This window comes from Halovibrio variabilis (genome assembly GCF_007991175.1).
Classification (GTDB): domain Bacteria; phylum Pseudomonadota; class Gammaproteobacteria; order Pseudomonadales; family Halomonadaceae; genus Vreelandella; species Vreelandella variabilis.
On sequence record NZ_BJXV01000009.1, the window covers coordinates 183,297 to 208,293 of the forward strand.

A 24,997-nucleotide genomic window follows, 5' to 3' on the forward strand; every position below is an offset into this window, starting at 1 on the left:
CAGCGCGTCACATCGCCAGTGGTGACCCGACGCCTACCACCCGCCATGTGCCGGACATGAGCTGCCAAGGCTGCGTAAAGCGTATGCGCGAAGCCATTCAGCAAATCGATCCTAATGCTGATGTCACAGGTACGCCTGACGATAAACGCCTGGAGGTCACCTCCCGCTTAGCGGATGACCAGCTTGACCAGGTATTGGCCGAGGCAGGCTATCCGCCAGCGGAGGCGGCTTTGGACGAAACAACCCCAGAAGCAACAGCCCCGGCAGAAACAGCAAAGCAACCCGAGACCGCGGCACCCGCTGATGCTGAAAAGACCACAAGCGCCCATCGCCAGGGCCAGAAGCAGCGCCTGGCGATTAGCGGTATGACCTGCGCCAGCTGCGTTAAGAGCGTTCAGAAAGCGCTTGAGCGTACTGAGGGCGTCGATACCGCCAGCGTCAATTTTGGCAGCCACTCCGCCCAGGTGTTTGGCAATGCTAAGCCCCAGGCGTTGGTCGCCGCCGTGGAATCGGTGGGCTACGGAGCGGAGCCCATCGTCGATATGCGTGAAGCCGAACGTACCCGCGCCGAGCGGGATGCTAAGACCTACCAGCGACGGCTGCGTGGCAGCGCGATCTCGCTGGCCCTGGCGATCCCCTTGATGCTGAGCATGTGGTTTTTTCACCCTCACCCCGTGGGGCTGGGGCGTGTTTACTGGCTGGTGATTGGCCTGCTCACGCTGGGCATTATGGCCTTCCCCGGGCGGCACTTTTTCGTTAACGCCTGGAAGCAGTTCAAGCACCATCAAGCCAATATGGATACGCTGGTGGCCATGGGCACCGGCACCGCCTGGCTGTACTCCACGGCGGTAGTGCTGTTGGCGCCCTGGCTACCGGACATCGCTCAGGGCATCTATTTTGAAGCCTCAGCCATGGTGATCGGGCTGATTCTGATCGGCAATGCCATGGAGCTGCGCGCCCGGGGCCGCACCAGCGACGCCTTAAAGCGCCTGCTAGACCTGCAGAGCCCCACAGCGCGAGTGATACGCGACGGCCAAGAGCAGGAGGTTGAGATTGATGCCGTGCAGACTGGCGACCAGGTACGGGTGCGCCCCGGCGAGCGCTTGCCGGTGGACGGTGACGTTGTTGAGGGCCAAAGCCATATTGATGAGTCGATGCTTACCGGCGAACCACTACCGGTAGCCAAGCACGTCGGTGATGAGGTCAGCGCGGGCACAGTGAATGGCCGCGGCGGGCTGGTCTACCAAGCGACCCGAGTGGGCACCGACACCCGCCTGGGGCAAATTACCGAACAGGTCGCCAGCGCCCAGAACTCGCGCCCGCCGATTGGCGAGCTCGCCGACCAGGTTTCCAGCGTGTTCGTCCCTTCGGTGATGATTATTGCCGTACTCACCGCCCTGGCGTGGTTCAATTTTGGCCCTGCCCCCGTGGTGATCCATATGCTGGTCACGGCAACAACGGTGCTGATTATTGCCTGCCCCTGCGCACTGGGCCTGGCGACGCCGATTTCGACCATGATCGGCGTTGGTAAAGCCGCGGAACACGGCGTGCTGGTGCGCAGCGGCGAAGCGCTGCAAACCGCCAGCAAACTCACCACGCTGGTCGTCGATAAGACCGGCACGCTCACCCAAGGCAAGCCCAGCGTCACCGATGCACAGATGTTTGACGTCGAGCAATCTACCGCGTTGGCGTTGGTGCACGCGCTGGAGCGCGGCTCCGGACATCCGCTGGCAGCAGCGTTAATGGCCTACGTGGATGAGCACAACGCTGAACCGGCCGAGATCCATGATTTCGACAGCGTGACCGGTGGTGGGGTAAAAGCCCAAACCAGCGACGGCCGTGCACTGCTACTCGGCAATGCGCGCCTGCTGAAAGAGGCCGGCGTGGATCTTACAGCGGGTGAAGAGCAGGCCCGCGCTCTTGAGGAACAGGCCCGCACGCTGGTGTATCTAGCGGTGGATGGCAAACTTGCCGCCCTGTTTGGTATCAGCGACCCGCTTCGCCACGACACCTTGGCCGCGATTAAACGCCTGCAAAAAGACGGCTTAACCATTGTGATGTTAACCGGTGACAACGAGCACACCGCCAAGGCCATTGCCCAGGAAGTCGGCATTGATGAGTACCGCGCGGGCCTGCTACCCGAAGACAAGCACGCCGAGATCGAGCGCCGCCAACAGGCAGGGGAAATCGTTGGCATGGTGGGCGATGGCATCAACGACGCCCCCGCGCTGGCCCGGGCGAATGTCGGCTTTGCGATTGGCCAAGGCACCGATGTGGCCATCGAGAGCGCAGGCATCACGCTAATGCGCGGCTCGCTGCATGGCGTAGCGTCAGCGATAGAGATCAGCCGCGCCACGCTGCGCAATATCAAGCAAAACCTGGTGGGTGCGTTTGGCTATAACGTGCTGTGCATCCCCATCGCCGCCGGAGTGCTCTACCCGCTCACCGGCACGCTGCTCTCACCCATGATCGCAGGTGCCGCCATGTCGCTGTCATCGATTACCGTCGTCAGTAACGCCAACCGCTTACGGCTATGGACATCACCCAGCCAGGAGGACGACGCATGAGTATATTGATCAACTTGGCAGGCCTGGGACTGATCGCACTGATTGTGTGGTGGTTCTGGCTTAGATAGATGTTTCTAGCTAACCCCAATATAACGCCCTGGCTTATGGTTAAGGGCGATGATTAGGTTGAGGGTCAGCGCCCCCAGTACCGAGTAGCCCACACGATCCAGTGGCAGCTGAGTCAGCGCAATCAGCAGAATGACGCCATCGATGGCTAGTTGAACATAGCCTGCGCGCAGGCCGTGTTTATCCTGCAGGTAGAGGGCGAGGATATTGATACCGCCGAGGCTGGTGCGGTGGCGAAACAGCATCAGCATGCCAATGCCCATCAGCGCGCCGCCCATTAAGGCGGCGTAGAGCGAAGGCACGTTGGCAAACTGCACCCAGCCTTGGGTTAACTCTGAAAACAGCGATACCAAGCCGATGGCGGCGAAGGTGCGCAGGGTAAAACTCCAACCCATGCGTTTAACCGCCAAGTAGTAAAACGGCAGATTAATGGCAAAAAAGTACACCCCAAAGCCCCAGCCGGTGACACTGCTGGTCATATAGCTCAACAGCAGCGCCAGGCCCGCCGTACTGCCGGTGAGCAGCACCGCATGGGTGTAAAAGGTGACGCCCAGGGCGACAAAGAAAGTGCCCAGTAGCATCGCCATGACATCTTCATAGGGGCGATGTTGATCCTTGGGTAAATCTTCCACGCGCATGGGGCGTCCTTACTTAGTTGTTAAGGTTATAAAGCACGTCGTTTAAATAGCGCTGGCGTGCTCGACCATCAATTGCAGCGTCTCGCGGCCGCGCCAGCGGTTGCGATTGAGCTTATAGGCGCAGTGTAGCGTATCGCCGACGCTAAACCCGGGCAGTTCCCCCGGCGTTAAGGCGCGAAACCAGATCGCTTTGCAGGTCACCGGGCCGGTGGAGAGCTCCAGCATCAGGTGGGCGCCGTCGGCGCCCACCGGGCGCAGCGCTTCGACGATAAAACGTCCTTCAAACAGCGGCGGGTCGAATTCGCGCCCGTAGGGGCCGAGCGTTTCAATCTCTTGCAAGGTGGTCAGCGATAGCTGCGCCGTGGAAAGCTCTCCATCGGTCCATAAACGCGGATAGAGCGCCCGACCGCCTAGTTGCTCGCCGACTGCCTGCAGGAAAGCCGCCTTGAAGGCGTCAAGCTGATCCCGTGGCACGCCCACGCCTGCCGCGCCACTGTGACCACCAAAGCGCGGCAGCGCCTGAGGGGCAATCTCATAGGTGCGCTGTAAGGCATCGCGTAGGTGTAAGCCATCAATCGAGCGGCCTGAGCCGGTGAGCATGCCCGGCGCCGATGCCTGGGTCAGCACCAGCGCCGGGCGCCCGTAGGCCTGCACCAACCGCGACGCGACAATCCCCTGCACCCCGGGGTGACCATCTTCCAACAGCACTATCACGGCAGGCTCATCGGCGCTTAACGCACTCACCGCCAGGGCGCGCGCCTCTTCGGCCATATCGGCCTCAATGGCTTTGCGGGACTGGTTATCCTGATCCAGCACGTCGAGCTGGCGATTGGCAACGCCATCGTTCTCGGCGAGCATAAAGTGCAGCGCCGCGTAGGGGTCGTCCAGCCGCGAGCGGGCGTTGATGCGCGGCCCCATCTGAAACGCTAGCGTCTCGGCGTTAAACGGCACGCTGTCAGCACCCAGCCGTGTGGCCATGGCACGCCAGCAAGCGGCGTCCATGCGGTTAATCAGCGTTAAGCCGTGATTGACCACCGCGCGGTTGGCGGGGCTGCCGCCCAGCGAAACGCAATCCGCAACCGTACCCAGCGCTACGTAAGAGAGCCAGGGCGACAGTTTGGGCGTCGACGCCGAAAGCGCGCCCCACTCGATCAGCACGCCACGGGCGAGTGACATCAACAGCCACGCCACCATGCAGCCGGCGATGGTTTTGTCGGGGTAGTCGCAGTCGTCGCGAGTGGGGTTAACGCAGGCGTAGGCGGAGGGGGGCGGCCCTTCAATCGGCAACGCATGGTGATCGCTGACCACCACATCAATACCCGCGGCTTTTAAGCGCGCAATGCGCGGCTCATCACTACTGCCACAGTCGGCGGTAATCACCAGGGTGGGAAACGGCTTTTGCGCCAGGGCACGTTCAACCAGCGGCAGGCTAATACCGTAGCCGTCGTGAATACGGTGGCCAATCAGGCTATGCAGTTTGCCTTCCGGCACCCCAAACAGCTCTACCAGGGTGCGCCGGATCACCACGTGAGAGGTGATACCGTCCACGTCGTAATCGGTAAGAATACCAATCGACTCACCCTCTGCTACCGCCTGAGCAATACGCTCGGCAGCACGGCGGCCATCGGCAAGTTTCTCCGGGTGGGCCAAATAGCGCAGGCTAGGCGAGATTAATGGCAGCAGTTCGCCGCTGTAGCCGGGTAAGCGGGAGGCCAACAGCCGCGCCTGCAGTTCACTCAGCCCTTCCGCCTGGGCACGAACGTAGAGCGCCTCGTCAACGGGACGAGGCTCTAAACGTGGCTGGATATTGCTATGGGCCGAGCTATGGACAGAGCTATGAATAGTGCTATGGGACAAATCGGTCATCTGGGTCTCAACGTCGATTTTCCACGACGTATTGCTGCACGGCGGCAAGCTCGGCGGGCAGCACGGTGTAGCGCTCTTCGCGCTCAATGAGGTCTTCCATGTGCGGCGGTAGTGGCACACCCGGGAAGCCCGCTTTCACCACCGCTTCGGCGAACTTGGCCGGGTGCGCGGTGGCCAGGGTGATCATCGGCGTTGACTGATCAGCACGGGCGCGCTCGGCGGCGCGGTAGCCGGTGGCGGTGTGCGGGTCGAGCATTTCACCGGTGCGCTTATGGGCATCGCGGATCGCTTCCAGAATCGTCGCATCGTCCACGCTGTAGCTGGAAAACTTCTCGCGCAGCGTGGCCAGCGGCGCATCCGCCAGGGCGGTGGGTTCCTGCTGGAAGCGCTCGAGCAGCGCTGCCACGGCCAAACCGTCGCGATCGTAGGCGTCAAACAGCAGGCGCTCGAAGTTAGAAGACACCACGATATCCATGGAAGGCGCCAGCGTCGCCGCCAGCTCTTTTTTGGAGAAATCGTTAGCGGTGAGCGTGCGATGGAGAATGTCGTTGGCGTTGGTGGCGATGATGAACTGCTTCACCGGCAGGCCCATTTTGTAGGCCATATAGCCCGCAAAGACGTTGCCGAAGTTAGCCGACGGCACGCAGAAGCTCACTTCACGGTGCGGTGCACCCAGGGCCACGCCCGAGGCGATGTAGTAAACGATCTGGGCCATAATGCGCGCCCAGTTGATCGAGTTTACTGCCACCAGACGGGTACCGTTGAGGAACGACTGGTCGGCAAAGCTGGCTTTAACCATTGCCTGGGCGTCGTCGAAATTGCCTTCAATGGCAATATTAAAGACGTTATTGGCCAGCACCGAGGTCATCTGGCGGCGCTGCACTTCCGAAACCCGGTTGTGCGGGTGCAGGATAAAAATATCCAGGTTGTCGCAGTGGCGACAGCCTTCAATCGCCGCCGAACCGGTGTCCCCGGAGGTCGCGCCCATGATCACCGCGCGCTCGCCGCGCTTTTTGAGGAAATGATCCAGCAGGCGGCCCAGCAGCTGTAGCGCTACGTCTTTAAACGCCAGCGTTGGGCCGTGGAACTGCTCAAGCAGGAAGTGATTGGCATCAAGCTGTTTGAGCGGCAGCACCGCGTCGTGGTTAAAGGTCGCGTAGGCCTCGGTGACGATGCTCTGGAACGTCGCGTCGTCGATCTCGCCGTTCACAAACGGCTTCATTACTCTGAACGCGATCTCGGCGTAAGAAAGCCCGGCCATGTCGGCAAGCTCGTCGCGGGAGAACTCAGGCAGGGTTTCCGGCACGTAGAGCCCGCCGTCGCTGGCCATTCCCGTGAGCACCACCTCTTCAAAGGAGAGCGCGGGCGCCTGCCCACGCGTGCTGATATAGCGCATCTGGGTTACTCCCCTTCGTCCAGGCTTTCCACGCGAATACGTGTCACGGGGCCGGCAATATCCGCCATGGCTTCGATTTCGCGAATCGCTTCATTCATCTGCTTCTCTTTGGTGCGGTGAGTAAGCAGAATGATGGGCACCAGCTCGCCTTCGGTGGCCTCTTTCTGAATCAGCGCCTCGATGGACATGCCCTGCTCGGCAAGGATGGTCGCCACCCGCGCCAAGACGCCAGGGCGGTCTACCGCTAGCAGACGCAGATAGTAGGCGGTGGTGATGTCTTCCATCGGCATGATGGGCAGCTGGCTAACATCTTCATCAATCCCGCTGAACGCCAGGTAAGGCACCCGGTAGTGGTGATCGGTGGAGATATCGCGCGCCACGTCGAGTAAGTCGGCCACTACCGCGGAGGCGGTGGGCTCGGCGCCCGCACCGGCGCCGTAGTAAAGCGTCGGTCCCACGGCATCGCCCATAATCGCAATGGCGTTTTTCACGCCGTGGACATTGGCCAGCAGGCGTTCTTTGGGAATCAGCGTGGGGTGAACGCGCAGCTCCAGCCCCTGATCGGTGCGCTTGGAAATGCCCAGGTGCTTGATCACGTAGCCGAGGTTGTCGGCCTGTTCGACGTCTTCGGCGGTAATCCGCGAAATGCCTTCGGTGAAAGCTTTTTCAAACTGCAGCGGTACGCCGTAGGCAATCGAGGCCAAAATAGTCAGTTTATGCGCCGCGTCGATACCTTCCACATCAAACGTTGGATCGGATTCGGCGTAACCCAGCGCCTGGGCTTCGGCGAGCACGTCTTCAAACGCCCGGCCCTCATCGCGCATGTGGGTAAGAATGTAGTTGCCGGTGCCGTTGATAATGCCCGCCACCCATTCGATACGGTTGGCCCCCAGGCCCTCACGCAGCGATTTGATCACCGGGATGCCGCCAGCAACGGCCGCTTCAAAGGCTACGATGACACCTTTTTCGTGAGCGGCCTTGAAGATTTCATTGCCGTGCACCGCAATCAGCGCCTTGTTGGCGGTAACCACGTGCTTGCCGTTGGCGATAGCGGTGAGCACGAGTTCGCGAGCGATATCGTAGCCGCCGATCAGCTCCACCAGGACATCGACATTGGGGTTAGTGGCGACCTCAAACACATCAGAGGTGGCATTGATGCCGGTAATATCGCAGTCAGGATGAACACTGCGGTGGGCCACCTGCTCAATCACAATAGGGCGGCCAGCACGACGCGCAATATCGTCGGCGTTGCGGGTCAATACGTTAAGGGTGCCGCCGCCAACAGTGCCTAAACCACAAATACCTACTCTTACCGGTTTCAAAATATTTCCCCTTTATTGTCGCGCACCTGATGGTGCTGGCCTTAAATACGGTGTAATTCGAGCTTAAAGAGGGTTTTAAAAGCGCTCTTTAAGACCCTATCTCAATACTATTTCAGCGGTTTGTAGCGTCACATCGTTGCGACGCTATTAGTCTTCCAAGCCTAACATGGCGGAGAGCCGCTCGGGGGGCACAAATCCCGGCACTAGCTGCCCATTGGGCAAAATAATTGCGGGCGTACCCTGCACGCCGAGTGCCTTGCCCAGCTCGTACTGTTCTGCCACAGGGTTGTCGCAGTTCCCGGCGCTTGCAATCGACCGGTCTTCTTTGGCTTGGGTCATCGCTTCACTGCGGTTATCCGAGCACCACACCTGCTGCAGCGTGGCGGCGGCTTGGCTTCCCATGCCCGCGCGGGGAAACGCCATATAGTGAACGGCGATACCGCGTTCGTTCAACTCTGGAATGGTGTCGTGTAGGCGCGCGCAGTAGGGGCAGCTAGGGTCGGTAAACACCGTCACTGTTGCTTTCGGTTCATCGGCGCCGCGAAAAACCACCAACTCACTTTCAGGCACCGCTGCCAGCGTATCGGCACGCGCCTGGTTCTGCTCTTGCTCGGTCAAATTGACCAGCCCATCATCGCCATTTTCGTACAGGTCGCCGACCAGGAAATAGCTACCGTCAGCGTTGGCGTAGAAAGACTCGCCGCTCTCTAATCGCACGTGATAAATGCCGTCCATGGGCGTCTCGCTAACCGCCTCCACCGGCATTCTCTGGCCATTGACGCTAAGCGATTCCGCCAGTCGTTCAGTGACATCATTGGCCTGGGCAGCGGCGGGGATCAAACTGGCGGCCGCTAACCACGTGACCATCGTCAAAGGAGTGAGTAAAGGCGGTACTAAAAAACGGCGTTGACGCATCATCAATTCAACCTCGTGGGTGATGTTCTGCATGTAGATTTTCCAAGCGCGCCTGGGCGACATGGGTATAAATTTGGGTCGTCGACAGGTCGCTATGACCCAGCAGCAGCTGTACGACCCGCAAATTGGCCCCATGATTCAATAAATGGGTGGCAAATGCATGGCGCAATGTATGGGGCGACAGTGGCCGGGTGATTCCCGCGGTGATCGCATGGACTTTAATGCGGTGCCAAAAGGTTTGCCGGGTCATGGCTTTATCGCCCCGGCCGGGAAACAGCGCCGGGCGGGTTGGATCCTTCATCAGTGCCAGCCGCGCGGTTTGCATATAGTGCGCCAGCCAATCGGCGGCCTCCTCACCCATGGGCACCAGGCGGTCTTTGTCGCCTTTACCGCGCACCCTCACCACGTTTTGGCGCAGGTTAACCGCATCGCCGGTGAGCCCCACCAGTTCAGAGACACGCAAGCCGCAGGCGTATAATAACTCCAGCATGGCCCGGTCGCGGACGCCCAGTGGGGTCTCGGTATCCGGGGCCATCAACAGGCGCTCTACCTCGTTTTCTTCCAAGGTATTAGGCAAGCCGGGTATTACGCGCGGCAGCTTGATATCGGTCAGCGGATCGCTTTCCACCTGATGGCTTAAGCGTCCCCAGCGGTAAAAGCTGCGCAGCGTCGACAGTAACCGGGCATTGCTGCGCAGCTGATAGCCATCTTCCCGGCGGCTGGCTAGCCACTCGCTTAACCGCTCAGGCGGTGGTGCCAAGAGGGCTTCGCCGTGGCTCTCCAAGTGCGTTTGCCAGGCGGTCAAATCACGCCGATAGGCCGCTAACGTATGGTCGCTGGCGCCCTGCTCTAGCCAGAGAGCATCTAAAAATGCATCGATAACGCTCATACGTTAGCCACCTTCAGCCGCTTTTACTCAGCGACATAAACATGCATTTAGATAAAAAAACCCCGCCCCGCAAAGCGGTGACGGGGTCTTGGTATCCGGGCGCGACGCGTATAGGAACTTACCTACCAAGTACAGCGCGCCCGAGGAACAGTGGCGTTTAAGCCAGCTTTTCCTTGATACGAGCAGAACGACCGCTGCGCTCGCGCAGGTAGTAAAGCTTGGCTTGACGCACGTCACCGCGACGCTTGACTTCAATCGAGTCAACCAGCGGGCTGTAGGTCTGGAAGGTACGCTCAACGCCAACGCCGTGAGAAATTTTACGCACGGTGAAGGCGGAGTTCAGGCCACGGTTACGCTTACCGATCACCACACCTTCAAATGCCTGCAGACGCTCGCGGGCACCTTCTTTTACTTTTACCTGAACGATAATGGTATCGCCGGGGGCAAAGGGAGGAATTTCCTTGCCCATTTGCTCAGATTCGATCGCCTGGATCACTTTGCTTTTACTGCTCATCATCATACTCCTGAATAACGTGTTGGCTTGACCGCTCAATCATGGGTGGCGGAAGCCGTGATCCCGGCGCTCGAAACGAGCTACGCGGGAGTCGTTATGGGTGACACAGGTGCGTAGACTGACCGCCTTAATCGCCCTGCACCGCCGCTCTGGTCTTAGTAGTTGAAAAATAACTACTTAGTGGACAGAGCGTGTTCCTCGATAAACTCGTTCAACAGCTTGCGCTGTTCGGCGTCTAACGGTCGGCCTTCCAACAGGTCTGGACGGCGTTGCCATGTACGGCCTAGTGACTGCTTTAACCGCCAGCGCTTGATGGCCGCGTGATTACCGCTTAGCAGCACATCCGGCACCTGGCGCCCGTCAATGATTTCTGGACGGGTATAGTGCGGGCAGTCTAACAGCCCGTCATTAAACGAGTCTTCGACAGCGGAATCCTGATGGCCCAGTACACCGGGAATCAGCCTTGCCGCTGCATCGATCAACACCATCGCTGGCAGCTCACCGCCGCTCAGCACATAGTCGCCAATCGACCACTCTTCATCGATGTCACTCTCCACCACGCGCTCATCAATGCCTTCATAGCGCCCTGCCACGACCACTAACGGCCCGGCGGAGGCCAGTGCCTGAACGCCCTGCTGATCCAACTTACGCCCCTGGGGCGATAGATAGATCACCGTCGGCACTAAGCCGGTGGCTTGTTGCGCCCGCTCACGGGCTGCAAAGATCGCTGCGCGCAGGGTGTCGACTTTCATCAACATGCCTGGACCACCGCCATAGGGGCGGTCATCGACGCTGCGGTGGCGGTCAGTGGCATAATCCCGCGGGTTCCAAAACTCCAGTGCGATACGCTGTTTTTCTACCGCCCTGCCGACCACGCCCTGTTGCGTTAGCGCGTCGAACATGTCGGGAAACAACGACACCACGCCGATCCACATCGCTGGCGATACTACTGCATTTTCACTAAGCACCGGCTCTGTTGAGGCGGTCGATTCATCACTGCTCAAACGGGTCATAAGGTCGGTCAAAACTCAGGGTCCCAATCGACGACCATACGGTCCTCTTGAGGACTGATTTCGACAATGACATCGTCTGGCAAAAATGGCAGCAGCCGCTCACGCTTGTCGATTGACTCAGAATCACCGCGAACCACCACGACATCGTTGGCGCCGGTTTCAAACAGGTAGCTGACCCGTCCTAGCCGTTCGCCGGCCTGAGTGAAGACCGCTATGCCTTCAAGCTCATGCCAATAATACTCGTCGTCGGCAAGCTTAGGCAGTGACTCTTTGGGCATCAAGATGTCCGTTTGGGCTAACGCTTCAGCGCCGCTACGGTCATCGACCCCTTCCAGTTGCACGACAATGCCTTTGCCCTGACGACGCCCCTGAACAATGCTGATGCGCTTAAGGCCTTCGCCTTGGCGCAGCCACCATTCCGGGTAGTCTAGAATGCTGTCTATCGGGCTAGTGTAGGAGTAGACCTTGAGCCAACCTTTCACCCCATAGGGGCTGGTCAGCTTGCCTAGCACCACATGCGTGTCGTCAGTTTGGCTTAGTTCTTGGCCTAGTTCTTGACTCAGTTCAGAACGCGTCATTGACGACCTCAGCTAACCCAGCATTCATCTTGTTTACACAACCAATCCTACAAGCAGGCTCAAGCCTGTTTGCGTGCTTCTTTTACCAGCTCAGCAACGCGGCCAGAAAGCTGGGCGCCTTGGCTCTGCCAATGAACAACGCGGTCTAGGTCAACGCGCAGACGCTCTTCCTGACCACGGGCAACCGGGTTGAAAAAGCCGATACGCTCGATGAAGCGACCGTCGCGAGCGTTACGCGAGTCGGTAACGGTCAGGTGGTAAAAGGGACGCTTCTTGGCGCCACCACGGGCCAAACGAATGGTAACCATACGATAACTATCCTTCGGTTGAGGTTACGAGAGTGTGGTTATAGCGCAAGCCGCTATCGGAACACTCGTCGTGCTGTTTTCTTGGCGCTAAGCGTGCGTCATAAAGAAACTCGCCTAGTACCATTAAGGCCTTCACTGAGCGCTGCGACCGCGACGTTTTTGACGTATTTGGGCAACACCCACGCATGAAGAGGCCGCATTCTACGCAAATGCGCTCGGCTTGGAAAGCCTGACAGCCAGAAAACTCTTAGGCCGTCAACCTTACCCAGCGAGCTGGGCGTGAATTAGCGCCGCGGCAATCCACCGGAGCCGCCCATACCGCCCATGCCACCAGGGCCGCCCGTTCCTCCTGGACCGCCCGGGCCACCGCCGCCCATCATGCCCGACATACCGCGCATCATTTTCTGCATGCCGCCTTTTTGGCCTGCCTTTTTCATCATCTTCTGCATCTGCTTATGCTGCTTGAGCAGGCGGTTCAGATCAGGGACTTGCAGCCCTGCACCGGCGGCAATACGACGCTTGCGCGAGCCGTTGATAATATCCGGTTTGTGGCGCTCTTTCGGCGTCATCGAATTAATCAGCGCCTCCAGCTTGCCAAGCTCCTTCTCAGGGCCAGGGCCTTGGGCCATTTCAGCCATCTGGCCCATACCCGGCAGCTTGCCCATTAGGCCACCCATACCGCCCATCTTCTTGAGCTGCTGAAGCTGGTCGCGAAAATCTTCCAGATCAAAGCCATCGCCCTTTTTGACCTTCTTGGCCAATTTGTCGGCTTTGGTTTTATCAACCGTTCGCTCGGCTTCTTCGATCAACGACAGCATGTCGCCCATACCCAGGATGCGCGAGGCGACGCGGTCTGGGTGGAACGGCTCCAGGGCGTCGACTTTTTCACCGACCCCCATAAACTTGATCGGCTTGCCGGTAATGTGGCGGACGGAAAGCGCCGCACCGCCGCGGGCATCACCGTCGGCTTTGGTGAGGATCACCCCGGTCAGCGGCAACGCTTCGCTAAACGCCTTGGCGGTATTGGCGGCGTCCTGGCCGGTCATGGCATCGACGACAAACAGCGTTTCCTGGGGTGAGACCGCCGTATGCAGCGCCTGAATTTCCGCCATCATGGCGTCGTCGATCGCCAAGCGGCCAGCGGTATCGATCAGCACTACATCGTGAAACTGGATCTTGGCGTGCTTGATCGCCGCTTCGGCAATCGCGACCGGCTGTTGGTCAGAGCGCGAGGGGAAGAAATCCACCGCGACTTCTTTGGCCAGGGTTTCCAGCTGGTCGATGGCCGCCGGGCGGTAAACGTCGGCAGACACCACCAATACTTTCTTTTTCTCGCGCTCGCGCAGGTAGCGGGCCAGCTTGGCCACCGAGGTGGTTTTACCCGCGCCCTGTAGGCCGGCCATCAATACAACGGCGGGCGAGCCTTTAAGCACAAAGCCGTCGTTGGCTTCGCCCATGATCGCTTCCAGCTCTTGCTGAACGATCTTGACGAACTGCTGGCCTGGCGACAGGCTTTTGGACACTTCCTGCCCGACCGCCCGTTCGCGTACGCGCTCGATAAATTCCTTGATGACCGGCAGGGCTACATCGGCCTCAAGCAGGGCGCGGCGCACTTCACGCAGGGTGTCTTTAATATTGTCGTCGGTCAGGCGGGCCTGACCCTTAATCGACTTTAACGTCTGGGAAAGACGCTCACTAAGATTCTGGAACATGGGGCCTCTCTGCCTCCGTCACTGCCGTTGGCGCGTACGCCCTGGACTAATAGTAAAAAGATTATACGCGCTCATGCTTTGAGTCTCCATGGGGTGCATTCAGCGCCTATGGCTATTTTCGTGCGTTTACCCTGCTGGGCGACGCCGCTTGGATTCGTTATAGTAGTTGGATATTTTCGTCATCATCACACTTAATTCGTTTATTTATTCACAGCAACGCGCTGCAAGGCGCACGGATAGCATCATGCAGGCGCTCCCTTTCGCCACGATTGCTTTTGTTCTTTACGTTGCCGCTGCCATTTGGCAAGGCATGACCCTGTTCCGGCGGGTGCCGCCCCGCCAAGGCATGGTGCGCCTGCTCGCTGTACTGGGCTTACTGTTGCATATTCCTGTGGTGGTCAAGCTATTGGGCCAATCCCCCGGCCTGCTGCCAGGGTTTACCACCAGCGCCACGCTATTCATGGCGGTCGCGGTGAACGTCGTGTTGGTGGCCAGCCTGTTCAAACCGGTGCTTAACGCCGGCATTGCGCTGTTTCCGCTGGCGGGTATCGCCCTGATGGCCGCCACATGGCTGCCCAACCAAGGCGGCCAAACCGGCCTGACGCCGGGCATTTTACTGCATGCGATAAGCTCTGCCCTGGCCTTTGCCGTATTAGCGATTGCCGCCGTTCAAGCCGTGCTGGTCGGCCTGCAGAATCAGGCGCTACGCCATCATCATATTCGCGGCATTGTGCAATCGTTACCGCCGCTGACCACCATGGAGCGGGTGCTCTTTGAGCTGGTGTGGGCGGGCATCATTATGCTGACGCTTTCCATCGCGAGCGGGCTTATTTTTCTGGACAACTTCTTTGCCCAGCACTTGGCGCACAAAACCGTGCTGTCGCTATTGGCTTGGGTGATTTTTACCACGCTGCTAATCGGGCGTTACCGCTTTGGCTGGCGCGGCATGCGCGCCGTACGCTGGACGCTGGGCGGCTGCGGCTTGCTGATACTGGCGTATTTTGGCAGCAAGTTCGTGCTTGAGGTTGTACTCAATCGATAGCGACTCAACCGCTAACGGGGCGAAAACGCTCCTTTGGTTGTCTTGACACACCACTCGCGACCTTCTACAAATCGAGCCTAATCCGCCACAAAGGACCTTTCGACTTGAGCGACGACTTCCCTCTGGGGTTACTGTTCGGCCTGCTAGCCTTACTGATATTGCTTTCTGCGTTTTTCTCCAGTTCTGAAACCGGCATGATGTCGATCAACCGCTACCGTTTGAGCCATCAAGCCAACAGTGGTGACCGCAGAGCCAAACGAGTCATGCGTCTGCTCGCTCGCCCAGACCGGCTTATCGGCGTCATTCTAATCGGCAACAACTTCGTCAATAATCTGGCCGCCTCGATTGCTACCATTATCGCCATTCACTTTTTTGGTGAGGTGTCCGGCCCGGCGATCTCTACCGCCCTGTTGACCATTACCATTCTGATTTTCGCCGAAGTAACCCCCAAGACCTACGCCGCCATCAAGCCCGAGCGAATCGCTTACCCCACCTCCTACGCCCTTGAGCCGATGTTAAAGTTGCTCTACCCGCTGGTGTGGCTGGTGAACGCCGTTTCCAACGGCTTATTGCGATTGATGGGCGTTAAAAGTGTCGATAGCGGGGGTGACAGCCTGACCCGCGACGAGTTGCGCACGGTGGTCCATGAAGCCGGCACGCTGATCCCCTACCGCCACCGTGCGATGCTACTGTCGATCCTCGACCTTGAGAACGTCACCGTTAACGACATCATGGTGCCGCGCCACGAGGTGCTGGGTATCGACCTGGATGATTCCCTCCAAGATATTCTGACCCAGATCCGCACCAGCCAGCACACTCGATTGCCTGTGTATAAAGGCGATATCAACAATATTATCGGCATGCTGCACCTGCGCAACGCGGCACGCTTTCTCTCCCGCGACGAAGTCACCAAGGCATCGATTGTACAGGAGGCCCGCGAACCCTATTTCATTCCCGAATCCACACCGCTACATACCCAACTGCTCAACTTTCAGAAGCAGAAACGGCGTATCGGCATTGTGGTGGACGAATATGGCGACGTGGATGGCCTGGTCACCCTGGAAGATATTCTGGAAGAGATTGTCGGCGAGTTCACCACCGACGTGTCCGAAGACGAGGAAATTCACCAGCAGGACGACGGCAGCCATGTGATTGAAGGCACCGCCACGATCCGTGATATTAATAAAATGCTTGGCTGGCAGCTGCCTACCGATGGGCCCAAAACGCTCAACGGGCTGATTCTTGAGCACCTGGAGTCCTTCCCCGAGGGCCCTGTGTGCCTGCAGATTGGCAATATGCGCATGGAGATTCTGGAGATTCGCGACAACCTGATTACCTCGGCGCGCTGCTGGCAGCAGCTCAGAGTGCCGCGCCGTTAGGTACCATTAGCCCGCACACCAAGCACGTTACTATAGCAAAGACCGCGCTTTTCGGCGGCCAGGAAGATCCTGATCTGCCGCCGCTTTTAACGCCCTGACCCGGGCTTCGAGAAACCGCCGTAGCGCCATATCATCGGCTTCAAGGCGATTGAGCGGCGGCCCAAAGCGTAAGCTCACCGGCGCTCGAAAACGCCTGGGGTACTTCTTAAAGGCTTTGCCGCCATAGTGGGAAGTCCAGGAGCCCCATAGGCCTGCCAACCCCACTGGAATCACCGGCACGTCGTCCCGGGCCAGTATCGCCTCCAAGCCGCGCCGAAAGGCATGTATCTCACCATCCGGCGTTAGCCTTCCCTCGGGAAACACCATCACCACCTCGCCATCGCGCAGCGCCGCGCTGACGTCATCCAGGGCGCGCCGTAAAGCGCCCGGGCTGCGTCGCTCGGACTCAATGGGAATCGCGCCAACCAATTGAAACCACCACTTAAGCCACGGTGAATCAAAAATCGGCTGGTCCATGACAAAGCGCAGCGGCCTGGGGCTAGCGCCGCCGAGTATCAGGGCATCCATAAAACTGACGTGGTTGCAGACCACCAGTGCCGCCCCCTGCCGGGGGATGTGTTCACGGCCGTGTACCTGCAGCCGATAGCACAGCCGCATTGAGATAAAAATCAGCCCACGCAGCACTTTGCGGGCCACCTTGACCCACCCGCTCACGACCCGTCCTCATGATGACGCAAGCCAGCCAGAATAGTACTCATCAACTGATCCAGTAGCTCTTCGACCTTCAATTGCTGGCCTTGCCAGTAGCCCAAACGCTCATTAAGCCCGAGCTGAACCAGCCCGTGCACGCTGCCCCATAGAGTACGCCCCAAACAGCGTGCTTCAAGATCATCCAGCGCAGGCTGATAAGCCTTGAGCGACGCTTCCACTTGGGTAAACAGCGCTTCAATCAAATCGCTCTGACGCTGATCAAGCTCGCCTTCTTGGGCCAGCGGGTAATCAAACAACAGCTGCCAGCGGTAGCAGTCCTGCTCGGCGAAAAACCAGTAAGCGCGCGCCAGCGAGCGCAACCAGGGTTCCGGGTCATCGTCGGCCAAGCTGGTAATGGTATGCTGTAAGCGCGCCAGGGTTTCAACGTTGACGTGCTGCAATAAGTTATTAAAGCTGCCATATAGCTTAAGCAGCGTGCTGGGAGCGCAGCCGACGTCTCTGGCCAGGGCACGCAGTGACAGACCATGGACTGGCTGCTCAGCCAACCACTCATCACAAGCGTGCATGACCTGCGCATGGAGGGCATCGGGCGCATGCTGTCTAGGACGGGCCATGGCGATCTCTTAGGTCAACGGCAAACAAAAAGGAGGGCCTCACTGCACTTTAGCCAAAGCAGGGGATACGATAGGATACCTTACATCGAACACTGTTTTCGACACTAAAACACACCATTTCGTGCTTTATTGCGCGACATCCCCGGCTATCCAGGGTCACTTCCTCGACGATTCTGCTTAATTTCCAGGAAGATTCTAATCAACAGGAGATAGGTATGACGGGGCGATTGCATGTGCAAAATCTACCGCTGACCCGTTTATTACCCACACTCACCAACGCTGAACCGCTGGTGGAGTCGCCCAACCTGGCGCCACGGCGGCCTATCTCGGCGATTCGCCTTGAACAGGGGCAGTATCGGCTAGCGTCGCTTTTCTGGGGCCTGACGCCGCCCTGGCTGGAGGTGCTGGACCACGCGCCCCACTGCGCCCGGGCCGAAACCCTTGAATCACGGCCGATGTTTCGCGACGCCTTTAATGCGCGCCGCTGCGTGATTCCGGTCAGCGGCTTCTATGTCTGGAAAACTCAGCCGCGTAGCAAGCAGCCCTATTTAGTCACCCAGGTATCCCGCGCACCGCTGCTGCTGGGGGCACTATGGTGCCGCTACCACACCACGTTAACGGCGTTCACCGACTCCGCCGCACTGATCACCGTGCCCGCTAACCTGCTATTATCACCGTTAACCGACCGCTTACCGGTCGTCATTCCCGACCACGCGCTGAGCGCGTGGCTCAACCCGGATACCGACCCCCAAACGCTTAATTCGCTATTATCCCCCGCGCCGTTGGAACTGTTGGGCGCTTTTCCGGTATCTAAGCATGTCAATAATCCTGCCTATCAGGCATCGAGCTGTGCCCACCCGACTGGGTCGATGCTGCGCTGGGCTGTGTCTCAGGAGCCGTAATGTTACGATCCACTTGTTTGAAACGCTGGCGCCACCTCCCCGCGTGCGCACTGCTGGGTGTTATCGCCAGCAGCGCCATGGCGCCATTCGCGTTAGCCGCTAACGATGACGCCGTTGCCGACGCTGTGGCTGACACTGTCACCCCCATCACTAGCCCTTTTGATAGCCGCGACTACCGCGTTCTGACGCTTGAAAACGGCCTTGACGTGCTACTCGTCAGCGACCCGGAGGCGGACAAAGCAGCGGCCTCCATGAATGTACGCGTAGGCAGCGCGCAAGACCCCGACGATCTTCAAGGGTTAGCGCATTTTCTTGAGCACATGCTGTTCTTGGGCACCGAACCTTATCCAGAACCTGACGCTTACCAGCGCTATATTTCCAATAATGCGGGCTCTCACAACGCCTTTACCGCCCAGCAGGACACCAACTACTTCTTCGACATTGAGCCATCGGCACTGCCCGGTGCCCTTGACCGTTTCAGCGAATTCTTCATCTCGCCGCTGTTTAACGCCGAGAAACTTGAAAGCGAGCGCAATATCGTTCATTCGGAGTATATGGCGCGTATTCGTGACGAGTCGCGGCGGGAAAACGATGTACTTAACCAGTTGCTTAACCCTGAAAACCCCACCACCGGTTTTGCCGTAGGTAGCCGTGAGACCTTGGCCAGCCCGCCAGAAGGCGAAGCGAACCTGCGCGAACGGATCATCGAGTTCTACCACCAGCACTACGGCGCCAACGTGATGAACCTAGCGATTGTGGCGCCACAGCCGTTGGATCAGCTCGAAGAGCTGGTCGCCGAACGCTTTGCCGAGATTCCCGACAACAATTTAAGCGTCCCCACCGTTGACGTCCCGCTGGTGGAAGACGATACCCTACCCCTTTATATTGAGCGACAGTCGTTGAAGGATCGTCGTCAGTTGCGGTTCTACTTCCCGGTGCCCGACCCCACCGACGACTACCGCACCAAACCGGCTCAGCTTATCGCTCATCTACTGGGCCATGAAGGTGATGGCAGCCTGCTAGCGGTGCTGCGCGAGGCTGGGCTCGCCGATGGACTTTCCGCAGGTGTCGGCCGCAGTGATGGCAACCAAGCGCTATTCACTGTCTCGATCAGCCTGACACCGGCAGGCGCCGAGCGCCTGGACGATATTCAAGCGACCCTGTTTGCGGCCATTGAGCAACTACGCAACGACGGCCTCGCCGCTTGGCGCTACGAAGAACAAGCCAAACTCAGCGAGCAGAATTTCCGCTTTCAGCAACAAGGCGCCCCGCAGCAGGAAGCCACCCGCCTGGCCATGAACCTATCGCGCTACCCAGTGGAAGACGTGCAGTACGCGGCTTACCGTATGGATGGCCCCGACACAGAGCGTCAGCAGACCTATCTGGACGCCTTAACCCAAGACAACATGCTGCGCGTTTACTCCGCGCCGGATGTCGAGGGCGACAATGTATCGCCGTGGTTCAATACCCAGTGGCAAAAACAAACGCCCGACCAGCCGGGCCAGGCCCTTAGCGGTTTGGCGCTCCCTGGCCCCAACCCCTTTATTGCCAGCGATTTGACGCTGCTAGAGGGCCAGGACGAGCAGCCTAGCCGGCTGATCGACACGCCTTCATTTACCGCTTGGCACATGCAGGTTGCCCGCTTTGATACCCCGAAAGTTGAGTGGCGGGTCAGCCTGCAAAACCCCACCGCCAGCTACTCGGCTGAAGAGGCAGTGCTCACTCGGTTGCTCGCCAGCTGGCTCAACGACAGCCTCAACGAATCGCTCTACCCTGCGTGGCTGGCGGGCCAGTCCTTTAGCGCCTACCCCCACGCCCGGGGCATCACATTATCGTTCTCAGGCTGGCGGGATGGCCAAACCCCGCTGATTGAACAGGCCCTTGAGCAGCTAAAAAGCGCCAAGATCACTGACAACGCCTTTGAGCGCGTGCGTTACCAGCTGCAGCGCGAGTGGCGCAACGCCTCCCAGTCGTCGCTCTATGGCCAAGCCAGCCGTACTTTAGGCGAAGCCTTGCTGACCCCGCAGTGGTCTACCGCTGAGTTACTCGCGGCCAGTGACCGTTTTGACCGCGGCCACCTGGAAGACTTCCGCCAACGCTTTTTAGATGCTCTGTACGTCGATGCCATGGCCGTTGGCAACCTCGACGAGACGCTTGCCCGCGATCAGACACAGTTGATGCGTGGTGAGCTAACGCCGCGGCTGACCCGCAACGATATTGCCAACCTAACCCCCCTCGCCGTTAGTGAAGAGCACCGCGTGCTGCACCCCCACAGCGCGCGGGAAGAATCGCTGGTACTGCGCTATCTGCAAGGTCGCGATCAAACGCTGCAGGAGCAGGCCACGACCAGGGTCATTGCCAAGTGGCTGGAAACGCCGTTCTATCAGCAACTGCGCACCGAGCAGCAGCTTGGCTACATCGTTAACGCGGGCTATTCGCCGCTGCTTGAAGCCCCGGGCATTGCCCTCATGGTGCAATCTCCCGACGTTGAAAGCGGCACGATTGCCGAGCGGATGGAGTCGTTTCTAGACGAAGCCAGCCAACGCCTTGAACAACTGAGCGACGAAGACCTGACATCTTACCGCCAAGCGGTATACGACCAGTTACGCGAGCGCGACACCAGCCTTTCAGGCATGGCCAACCGCTACTGGCAGGCAACAGCGCTGGATGAAGTACGCTTTGACCGGCGCGACCAACTGGCCGAGCAGGTGCTTGAAGTGAGCACGGAGGATATGCAAAACCTTTGGCCAGCGCTACGCGAGCGCACCCTGGACATCCGCTTTAATCCTGGTGATGAACCCAGCGATATCAGCGCCTACCGGGAAGCCCGCTCGCCCCTGCCCAAAGTACGTGAAGGGAACTGAACTCCCTGCAGGAATGATCTAAGGGCACCGGCTCAGGCGTCAAATGCCTGGGCCGGCATCATCGCCTCCACAAACATCACCACCTCTTCCAAAATCTGGCGCTCGCGATCAGTCAGCGTTTGCTGATTGTACTGGGCAATTTCCCGCGCAAACGCCTTTAGCGTAAAGCCCGCCAAGGCCGGATCGTTAATACGCGCCCAGCGAAATGCCTCCCACTGTTCTCGCTCTTCGCCTTCCAGGGTCTCGGGGTAGCTGCGTGCGCGATAGCGAAAGAGCATCTCTTCCAGGCGTGGGTCTTGAAACGCAAAGCGCTGCCCGACCAAGTCCCACGGCTCCATCTCGCGCACCCGCTCCATCTGCTGACGATCAGCGGCGGAGAAAAAGCTGCCCGAATAGAGCATTAGATCCGGATCCTGTGGCGCATCGTCGTAACCTGCACTAAACACCTCTGCGACCTTAGCGGCGATACCACTAGCATCGCGCAGGGTTTTCCAGTGCTGTCGGCAGGCGGTGACGTCCAAGCCTAGGCGGGCAACGATGGTGCCGTACTCGCCTTGATGGGGCCCTTCAACGTCTTTCAAGGCGCTGGCCGGAAAAACCACCGGGCAGCGATTAATATGGATGACCTTTAGCGGAATACGCGCATCGCCTTCGGCTAAATCCTGCTGACTGACAAATACCCGCTCACGAATTTGCGCCGCCGGCATGCTGAGCAAATCACTGGGATCAACGCTTAAATCGTAGACGATCACCCCGTTGGGGTTAGTCGGATGCTCGGCCAACGGCATGACCAGGGCGCTACAGCCCCGGCTGGCGGGGTAACGACGCGAAATATGCAGCAGCGGTTTGGCGTTGGGCAGGTCAAGCTGCTTGGCCACCGCGCGTTTACCGCGCAGGCCAAGTAAATAATCGAACAGCTTGGGGTTGCGCGCTTTGAGTAAGCGCGCCAAGGCGATGGTGGCGCGCACGTCGGCGACCGCATCGTGGGCGCCCTCGTGGGCAATACCGTTGGCCGCGGTCAGATGTTCAAGCTTGAAGCTGGGCGCACCGTCGTCGCGCAGCGGCCACTCAATGCCATCCGGGCGCAGCGCGTAAAAGGCGCGCACAACGTCGATTAAATCCCAGCGGGAATTACCGTTTTGCCACTCGCGAGCGTAGGGGTCGAGTAAATTACGATAGAACAGATGGCGGGACACTTCGTCGTCGAAACGCAGGCTGTTATAACCCACCACACAGGTGCCCGGCTCACTCATATGACGCTGAATCTCGCCCGCGAACTCCGCTTCAGGGAGGCCGTGGCGCTGGGCTTTTTGAGGGGTAATACCGGTAATCAAGCAGGCGGCAGGATGAGGCAGGTAGTCATCGGCGGGTTTGCAATAGAGCTCGACTGGCTCACCGATCTCATTGAGTTCGGCATCGGTGCGCAGTGCGGCGAACTGAGCGGGCCGATCGCGACGCGGGTCCGCCCCGAAGGTTTCATAGTCATGCCATAGAAAACTGGCAGGGGCAGCATTGGGTGGCGCCATGAATAAACACTCCGCTGGGCAATGAAAAGCCCAAGCCTAGCACACCCGCTGCCCCTTTCGCCCCGCCTTCAGTTCATGGACCTAGCCAAGAGGCTCAACTTCTGGGTAGCGTAACGTTAAGCTCCAGCACCGAACAGTTGTCTTCGCTGTCCAGGGAGATTTGAATAGCGTCGTCGTCCACGTGCACGTAACGGCGAATAACCTCAAGCAGCTCGCGCTCCAGCATCGGCATATAGTCGGGCTGGCCGCGCTGGCTACGCTGGTGCGCCACAATAATTTGCAAACGTTCCTTGGCTACCGAGGCGGATTTCCTGCGCTCACGCTTCAAGAACTCCAGCAGTTTCATCGACGACCTCCCCCGAACATACGGCTTAGCAGACCTTTGCGTTGCAGCTCGTGGAAACGCAGCGGCATGTCCTCACCTAGCAGGCGCGATACGGTGTCGCTATAGGCTTGGCCCGCATCGCTGGAGATATCGTGGGTCACCGGTACGCCCTGATTCGAGGCGCGCAATACGGCGTCCGACTCCGGAATCAACCCCAGCAGATTAATCGCCAAAATTTCACGAATATCGTCCAGCGTCAGCATATCGCCGGAGGTCACTCGCTCGGGGTTGTAGCGAGTGACCAGCAGGTGCTCCTTGATAGGATCTTCACCCTGCTCAGCGCGGCGAGTTTTAGAGGCCAGCAGCCCTAAAATACGGTCGGAATCACGCACCGACGATACTTCAGGGTTGGTTACCACGATGGCCTCGTCGGCAAAGTACATGGCCAATTGCGCGCCGCGCTCGATACCGGCAGGCGAATCACACAGAATATAATCAAAATCTTCTCTTAGCTTCTCCAGAATTTTCGCCACGCCCTCTTGGGTCAGAGCATCCTTATCGCGGGTTTGGGAAGCCGGCAGAATAAACAAATTCTCAACGCGCTTATCACGGATCAGCGCCTGGTTAAGCACCGCCTCGCCTTGAATCACGTTGACCAGGTCATACACTACGCGGCGCTCACAGCCCATGATCAAGTCGAGATTACGCAGACCCACATCAAAATCGATCACCACGGTTTTCTTACCGCGAAGCGCAAGCCCGGTGGAGATGGCCGCCGCACTGGTGGTTTTACCGACCCCTCCTTTACCAGAGGTCACAACAATTATCTTGGCCAAAAGTCACTTCCTTCTTGAAGTCGTTCGTCGCGAGCGCAGGTCATTGGGCGCTCTGCGCAAAACGGGAACGTCAATGTCATCAACATGCCGTACTGTAACGGATAGTACCTGCGGCGTCGCTAGGTATGAAGCACCAACGTCACCTCATGTTAACACCTTACCCTAAGGGCTTAATTTCCAGCTGCTCTTGGGTAAAGTGAACTTCTGCAGGCTGGCCTCGCAGCTGTGCATCAATATCTTCCGAGCGCTTATAATTGCCCGCCACCGATAGCAGTTCAGCGGCCAGTTCACGGCAATAAATACCCGCCTCGGCATTGCCATGAATGCCGGCCAGCGCACGGCCACGCAACGCGCCATAAACGTGGATACTGCCTGCCGCCAGCACTTCCGCCCCGGCATTCACCGCGCCAATCACGACTAAATCGCCATCAGCAGCGCTGACTTGCTGCCCCGACCGCACGGTGCCGCGGTAGAGCCGTGTCGCGACCGCTGGCGCTGGCGTTTCGCTCATCGTGTCTTCACGGGTGACTTCATGTACCGGCGAGGTGTTAACACTTTCCAGCGCCCGTGTCCGCGCCTCTGCCACCGGGGGAAACCAGCCAAGCCCTAATGCCCAAGCCGACTGACGTACCGGCTCGCTGCCACCGCGCACTGCCACCGGCAACAGTTTATGGTCACGGCACACGGCACAAATGCGCTCAAGGGCTAAGTGGGGTTCATCGAGTTTTTCCACGCTGAGCACAACCGGTGTATGCTGAAAGAAAGCGGGAGACTGGGAAAGCTTACCGGCTAACTGCTGCCGGATTTGCTCCGGGTCAGCACTGTTGAGCTCCATGACGGTCATCGGCAGCATGCCGCCCTTGAAGGCAAAGGCCACTGCGGCACTATCCACGTTAAGGCTCATGGCCGAACTCCCTGTCATGTTTAGATAAGATAAAGGTAGCGTACCATCACGCATTGCGTATTTTAGCAACGCTGCCATTCAGAAACAGTAATAGTGTGGTCTAGAAAATA

The 24,997-nt window shown here is 58.8% G+C and carries 22 protein-coding genes; 5 read left to right on the forward strand and 17 right to left on the reverse strand.

Going from position 1 to position 24,997, the window contains the following annotated elements; translation table 11 throughout:
* The first annotated feature begins 56 nt into the window (after window positions 1-56).
* Window positions 57-2,567 carry a heavy metal translocating P-type ATPase gene (locus HVA01_RS09100; RefSeq protein WP_146875058.1) on the forward strand — a complete coding sequence of 837 codons (2,511 nt, stop codon included), beginning with the start codon at window positions 57-59 and terminating at the stop codon, window positions 2,565-2,567.
* 74 nt (window positions 2,568-2,641) lie between these two features.
* On the opposite strand, the gene HVA01_RS09105 is transcribed toward HVA01_RS09100, so the two are convergent.
* The 11 genes from HVA01_RS09105 to ffh form a co-directional block, all read right to left on the reverse strand.
* Entirely contained in the window at window positions 2,642-3,271 is a 630-nt protein-coding gene (locus HVA01_RS09105) for a YitT family protein (RefSeq protein WP_146874997.1), read from the reverse strand.
* A 42-nt stretch (window positions 3,272-3,313) separates the two neighbouring features.
* On the reverse strand, window positions 3,314-5,137 hold the full coding sequence (locus HVA01_RS09110) for a single-stranded-DNA-specific exonuclease RecJ (RefSeq protein ID WP_146874998.1): 1,824 nt from the start codon (window positions 5,135-5,137) through the stop codon (window positions 3,314-3,316).
* Window positions 5,138-5,144: 7 nt separating this feature from the next.
* A complete protein-coding gene (gene thrC, locus HVA01_RS09115) occupies window positions 5,145-6,533 on the reverse strand; it encodes a threonine synthase (RefSeq protein ID WP_146874999.1) in 1,389 nt (462 codons plus the stop codon).
* Between the two features lie 5 nt (window positions 6,534-6,538).
* Entirely contained in the window at window positions 6,539-7,855 is a 1,317-nt protein-coding gene (locus tag HVA01_RS09120; protein ID WP_146875000.1) for a homoserine dehydrogenase, read from the reverse strand.
* A 147-nt stretch (window positions 7,856-8,002) separates the two neighbouring features.
* Window positions 8,003-8,803: a DsbC family protein gene (locus HVA01_RS09125; RefSeq protein ID WP_146875001.1), complete on the reverse strand. Its 801-nt coding sequence runs from the start codon at window positions 8,801-8,803 to the stop codon at window positions 8,003-8,005.
* Window positions 8,778-9,659, reverse strand: a complete 882-nt coding sequence (gene xerD / locus HVA01_RS09130) for a site-specific tyrosine recombinase XerD (protein WP_146875002.1) — start codon at window positions 9,657-9,659, stop codon at window positions 8,778-8,780. Before xerD ends, HVA01_RS09125 begins: the two co-directional genes overlap by 26 nt.
* A gap of 157 nt (window positions 9,660-9,816) precedes the next feature.
* Window positions 9,817-10,173: a 50S ribosomal protein L19 gene (gene rplS, locus HVA01_RS09135; protein ID WP_146875003.1), complete on the reverse strand. Its 357-nt coding sequence runs from the start codon at window positions 10,171-10,173 to the stop codon at window positions 9,817-9,819.
* Window positions 10,174-10,346: 173 nt separating this feature from the next.
* Window positions 10,347-11,108: a tRNA (guanosine(37)-N1)-methyltransferase TrmD gene (gene trmD / locus HVA01_RS09140; protein WP_146875059.1), complete on the reverse strand. Its 762-nt coding sequence runs from the start codon at window positions 11,106-11,108 to the stop codon at window positions 10,347-10,349.
* A gap of 86 nt (window positions 11,109-11,194) precedes the next feature.
* Complete coding sequence (gene rimM, locus HVA01_RS09145) at window positions 11,195-11,764, reverse strand: ribosome maturation factor RimM (protein ID WP_146875004.1); 570 nt, start codon at window positions 11,762-11,764, stop codon at window positions 11,195-11,197.
* Between the two features lie 59 nt (window positions 11,765-11,823).
* Complete coding sequence (gene rpsP / locus HVA01_RS09150) at window positions 11,824-12,072, reverse strand: 30S ribosomal protein S16 (RefSeq protein ID WP_007111767.1); 249 nt, start codon at window positions 12,070-12,072, stop codon at window positions 11,824-11,826.
* Window positions 12,073-12,356: 284 nt separating this feature from the next.
* Window positions 12,357-13,784: a signal recognition particle protein gene (ffh, locus tag HVA01_RS09155; RefSeq protein ID WP_146875005.1), complete on the reverse strand. Its 1,428-nt coding sequence runs from the start codon at window positions 13,782-13,784 to the stop codon at window positions 12,357-12,359.
* 244 nt (window positions 13,785-14,028) lie between these two features.
* Here ffh and HVA01_RS09160 point away from each other — a divergent pair, with 244 nt between their 5' ends.
* Entirely contained in the window at window positions 14,029-14,826 is a 798-nt protein-coding gene (locus HVA01_RS09160; protein WP_146875006.1) for a cytochrome C assembly family protein, read from the forward strand.
* Between the two features lie 104 nt (window positions 14,827-14,930).
* On the forward strand, window positions 14,931-16,205 hold the full coding sequence (locus HVA01_RS09165) for an HlyC/CorC family transporter (protein WP_146875007.1): 1,275 nt from the start codon (window positions 14,931-14,933) through the stop codon (window positions 16,203-16,205).
* Window positions 16,206-16,235: 30 nt separating this feature from the next.
* On the opposite strand, the gene HVA01_RS09170 is transcribed toward HVA01_RS09165, so the two are convergent.
* Complete coding sequence (locus tag HVA01_RS09170; protein WP_371860141.1) at window positions 16,236-16,862, reverse strand: 1-acyl-sn-glycerol-3-phosphate acyltransferase; 627 nt, start codon at window positions 16,860-16,862, stop codon at window positions 16,236-16,238.
* A 53-nt stretch (window positions 16,863-16,915) separates the two neighbouring features.
* Complete coding sequence (locus HVA01_RS09175) at window positions 16,916-17,530, reverse strand: TetR/AcrR family transcriptional regulator (protein WP_146875009.1); 615 nt, start codon at window positions 17,528-17,530, stop codon at window positions 16,916-16,918.
* A 215-nt stretch (window positions 17,531-17,745) separates the two neighbouring features.
* On the opposite strand from HVA01_RS09175, the gene HVA01_RS09180 reads away from it, so the two are divergent.
* Both HVA01_RS09180 and HVA01_RS09185 read left to right on the forward strand, forming a co-directional pair.
* On the forward strand, window positions 17,746-18,432 hold the full coding sequence (locus HVA01_RS09180) for an SOS response-associated peptidase (RefSeq protein ID WP_146875010.1): 687 nt from the start codon (window positions 17,746-17,748) through the stop codon (window positions 18,430-18,432).
* Entirely contained in the window at window positions 18,432-21,296 is a 2,865-nt protein-coding gene (locus HVA01_RS09185) for an insulinase family protein (RefSeq protein ID WP_146875011.1), read from the forward strand. The genes HVA01_RS09180 and HVA01_RS09185 overlap by 1 nt, the downstream gene beginning before the upstream one ends.
* 32 nt (window positions 21,297-21,328) lie before the next feature.
* On the opposite strand, the gene sbcB is transcribed toward HVA01_RS09185, so the two are convergent.
* The 4 genes from sbcB to minC all read right to left on the reverse strand — a co-directional run bounded on the left by sbcB (window position 21,329) and on the right by minC (window position 24,887).
* Window positions 21,329-22,822, reverse strand: a complete 1,494-nt coding sequence (gene sbcB, locus HVA01_RS09190; RefSeq protein ID WP_146875012.1) for an exodeoxyribonuclease I — start codon at window positions 22,820-22,822, stop codon at window positions 21,329-21,331.
* Between the two features lie 94 nt (window positions 22,823-22,916).
* Entirely contained in the window at window positions 22,917-23,168 is a 252-nt protein-coding gene (gene minE, locus HVA01_RS09195; RefSeq protein WP_146875013.1) for a cell division topological specificity factor MinE, read from the reverse strand.
* Window positions 23,165-23,983 carry a septum site-determining protein MinD gene (gene minD, locus HVA01_RS09200; protein WP_146875014.1) on the reverse strand — a complete coding sequence of 273 codons (819 nt, stop codon included), beginning with the start codon at window positions 23,981-23,983 and terminating at the stop codon, window positions 23,165-23,167. Before minD ends, minE begins: the two co-directional genes overlap by 4 nt.
* 157 nt (window positions 23,984-24,140) lie before the next feature.
* Window positions 24,141-24,887: a septum site-determining protein MinC gene (gene minC / locus HVA01_RS09205; protein WP_146875015.1), complete on the reverse strand. Its 747-nt coding sequence runs from the start codon at window positions 24,885-24,887 to the stop codon at window positions 24,141-24,143.
* Window positions 24,888-24,997 lie beyond the last annotated feature (110 nt).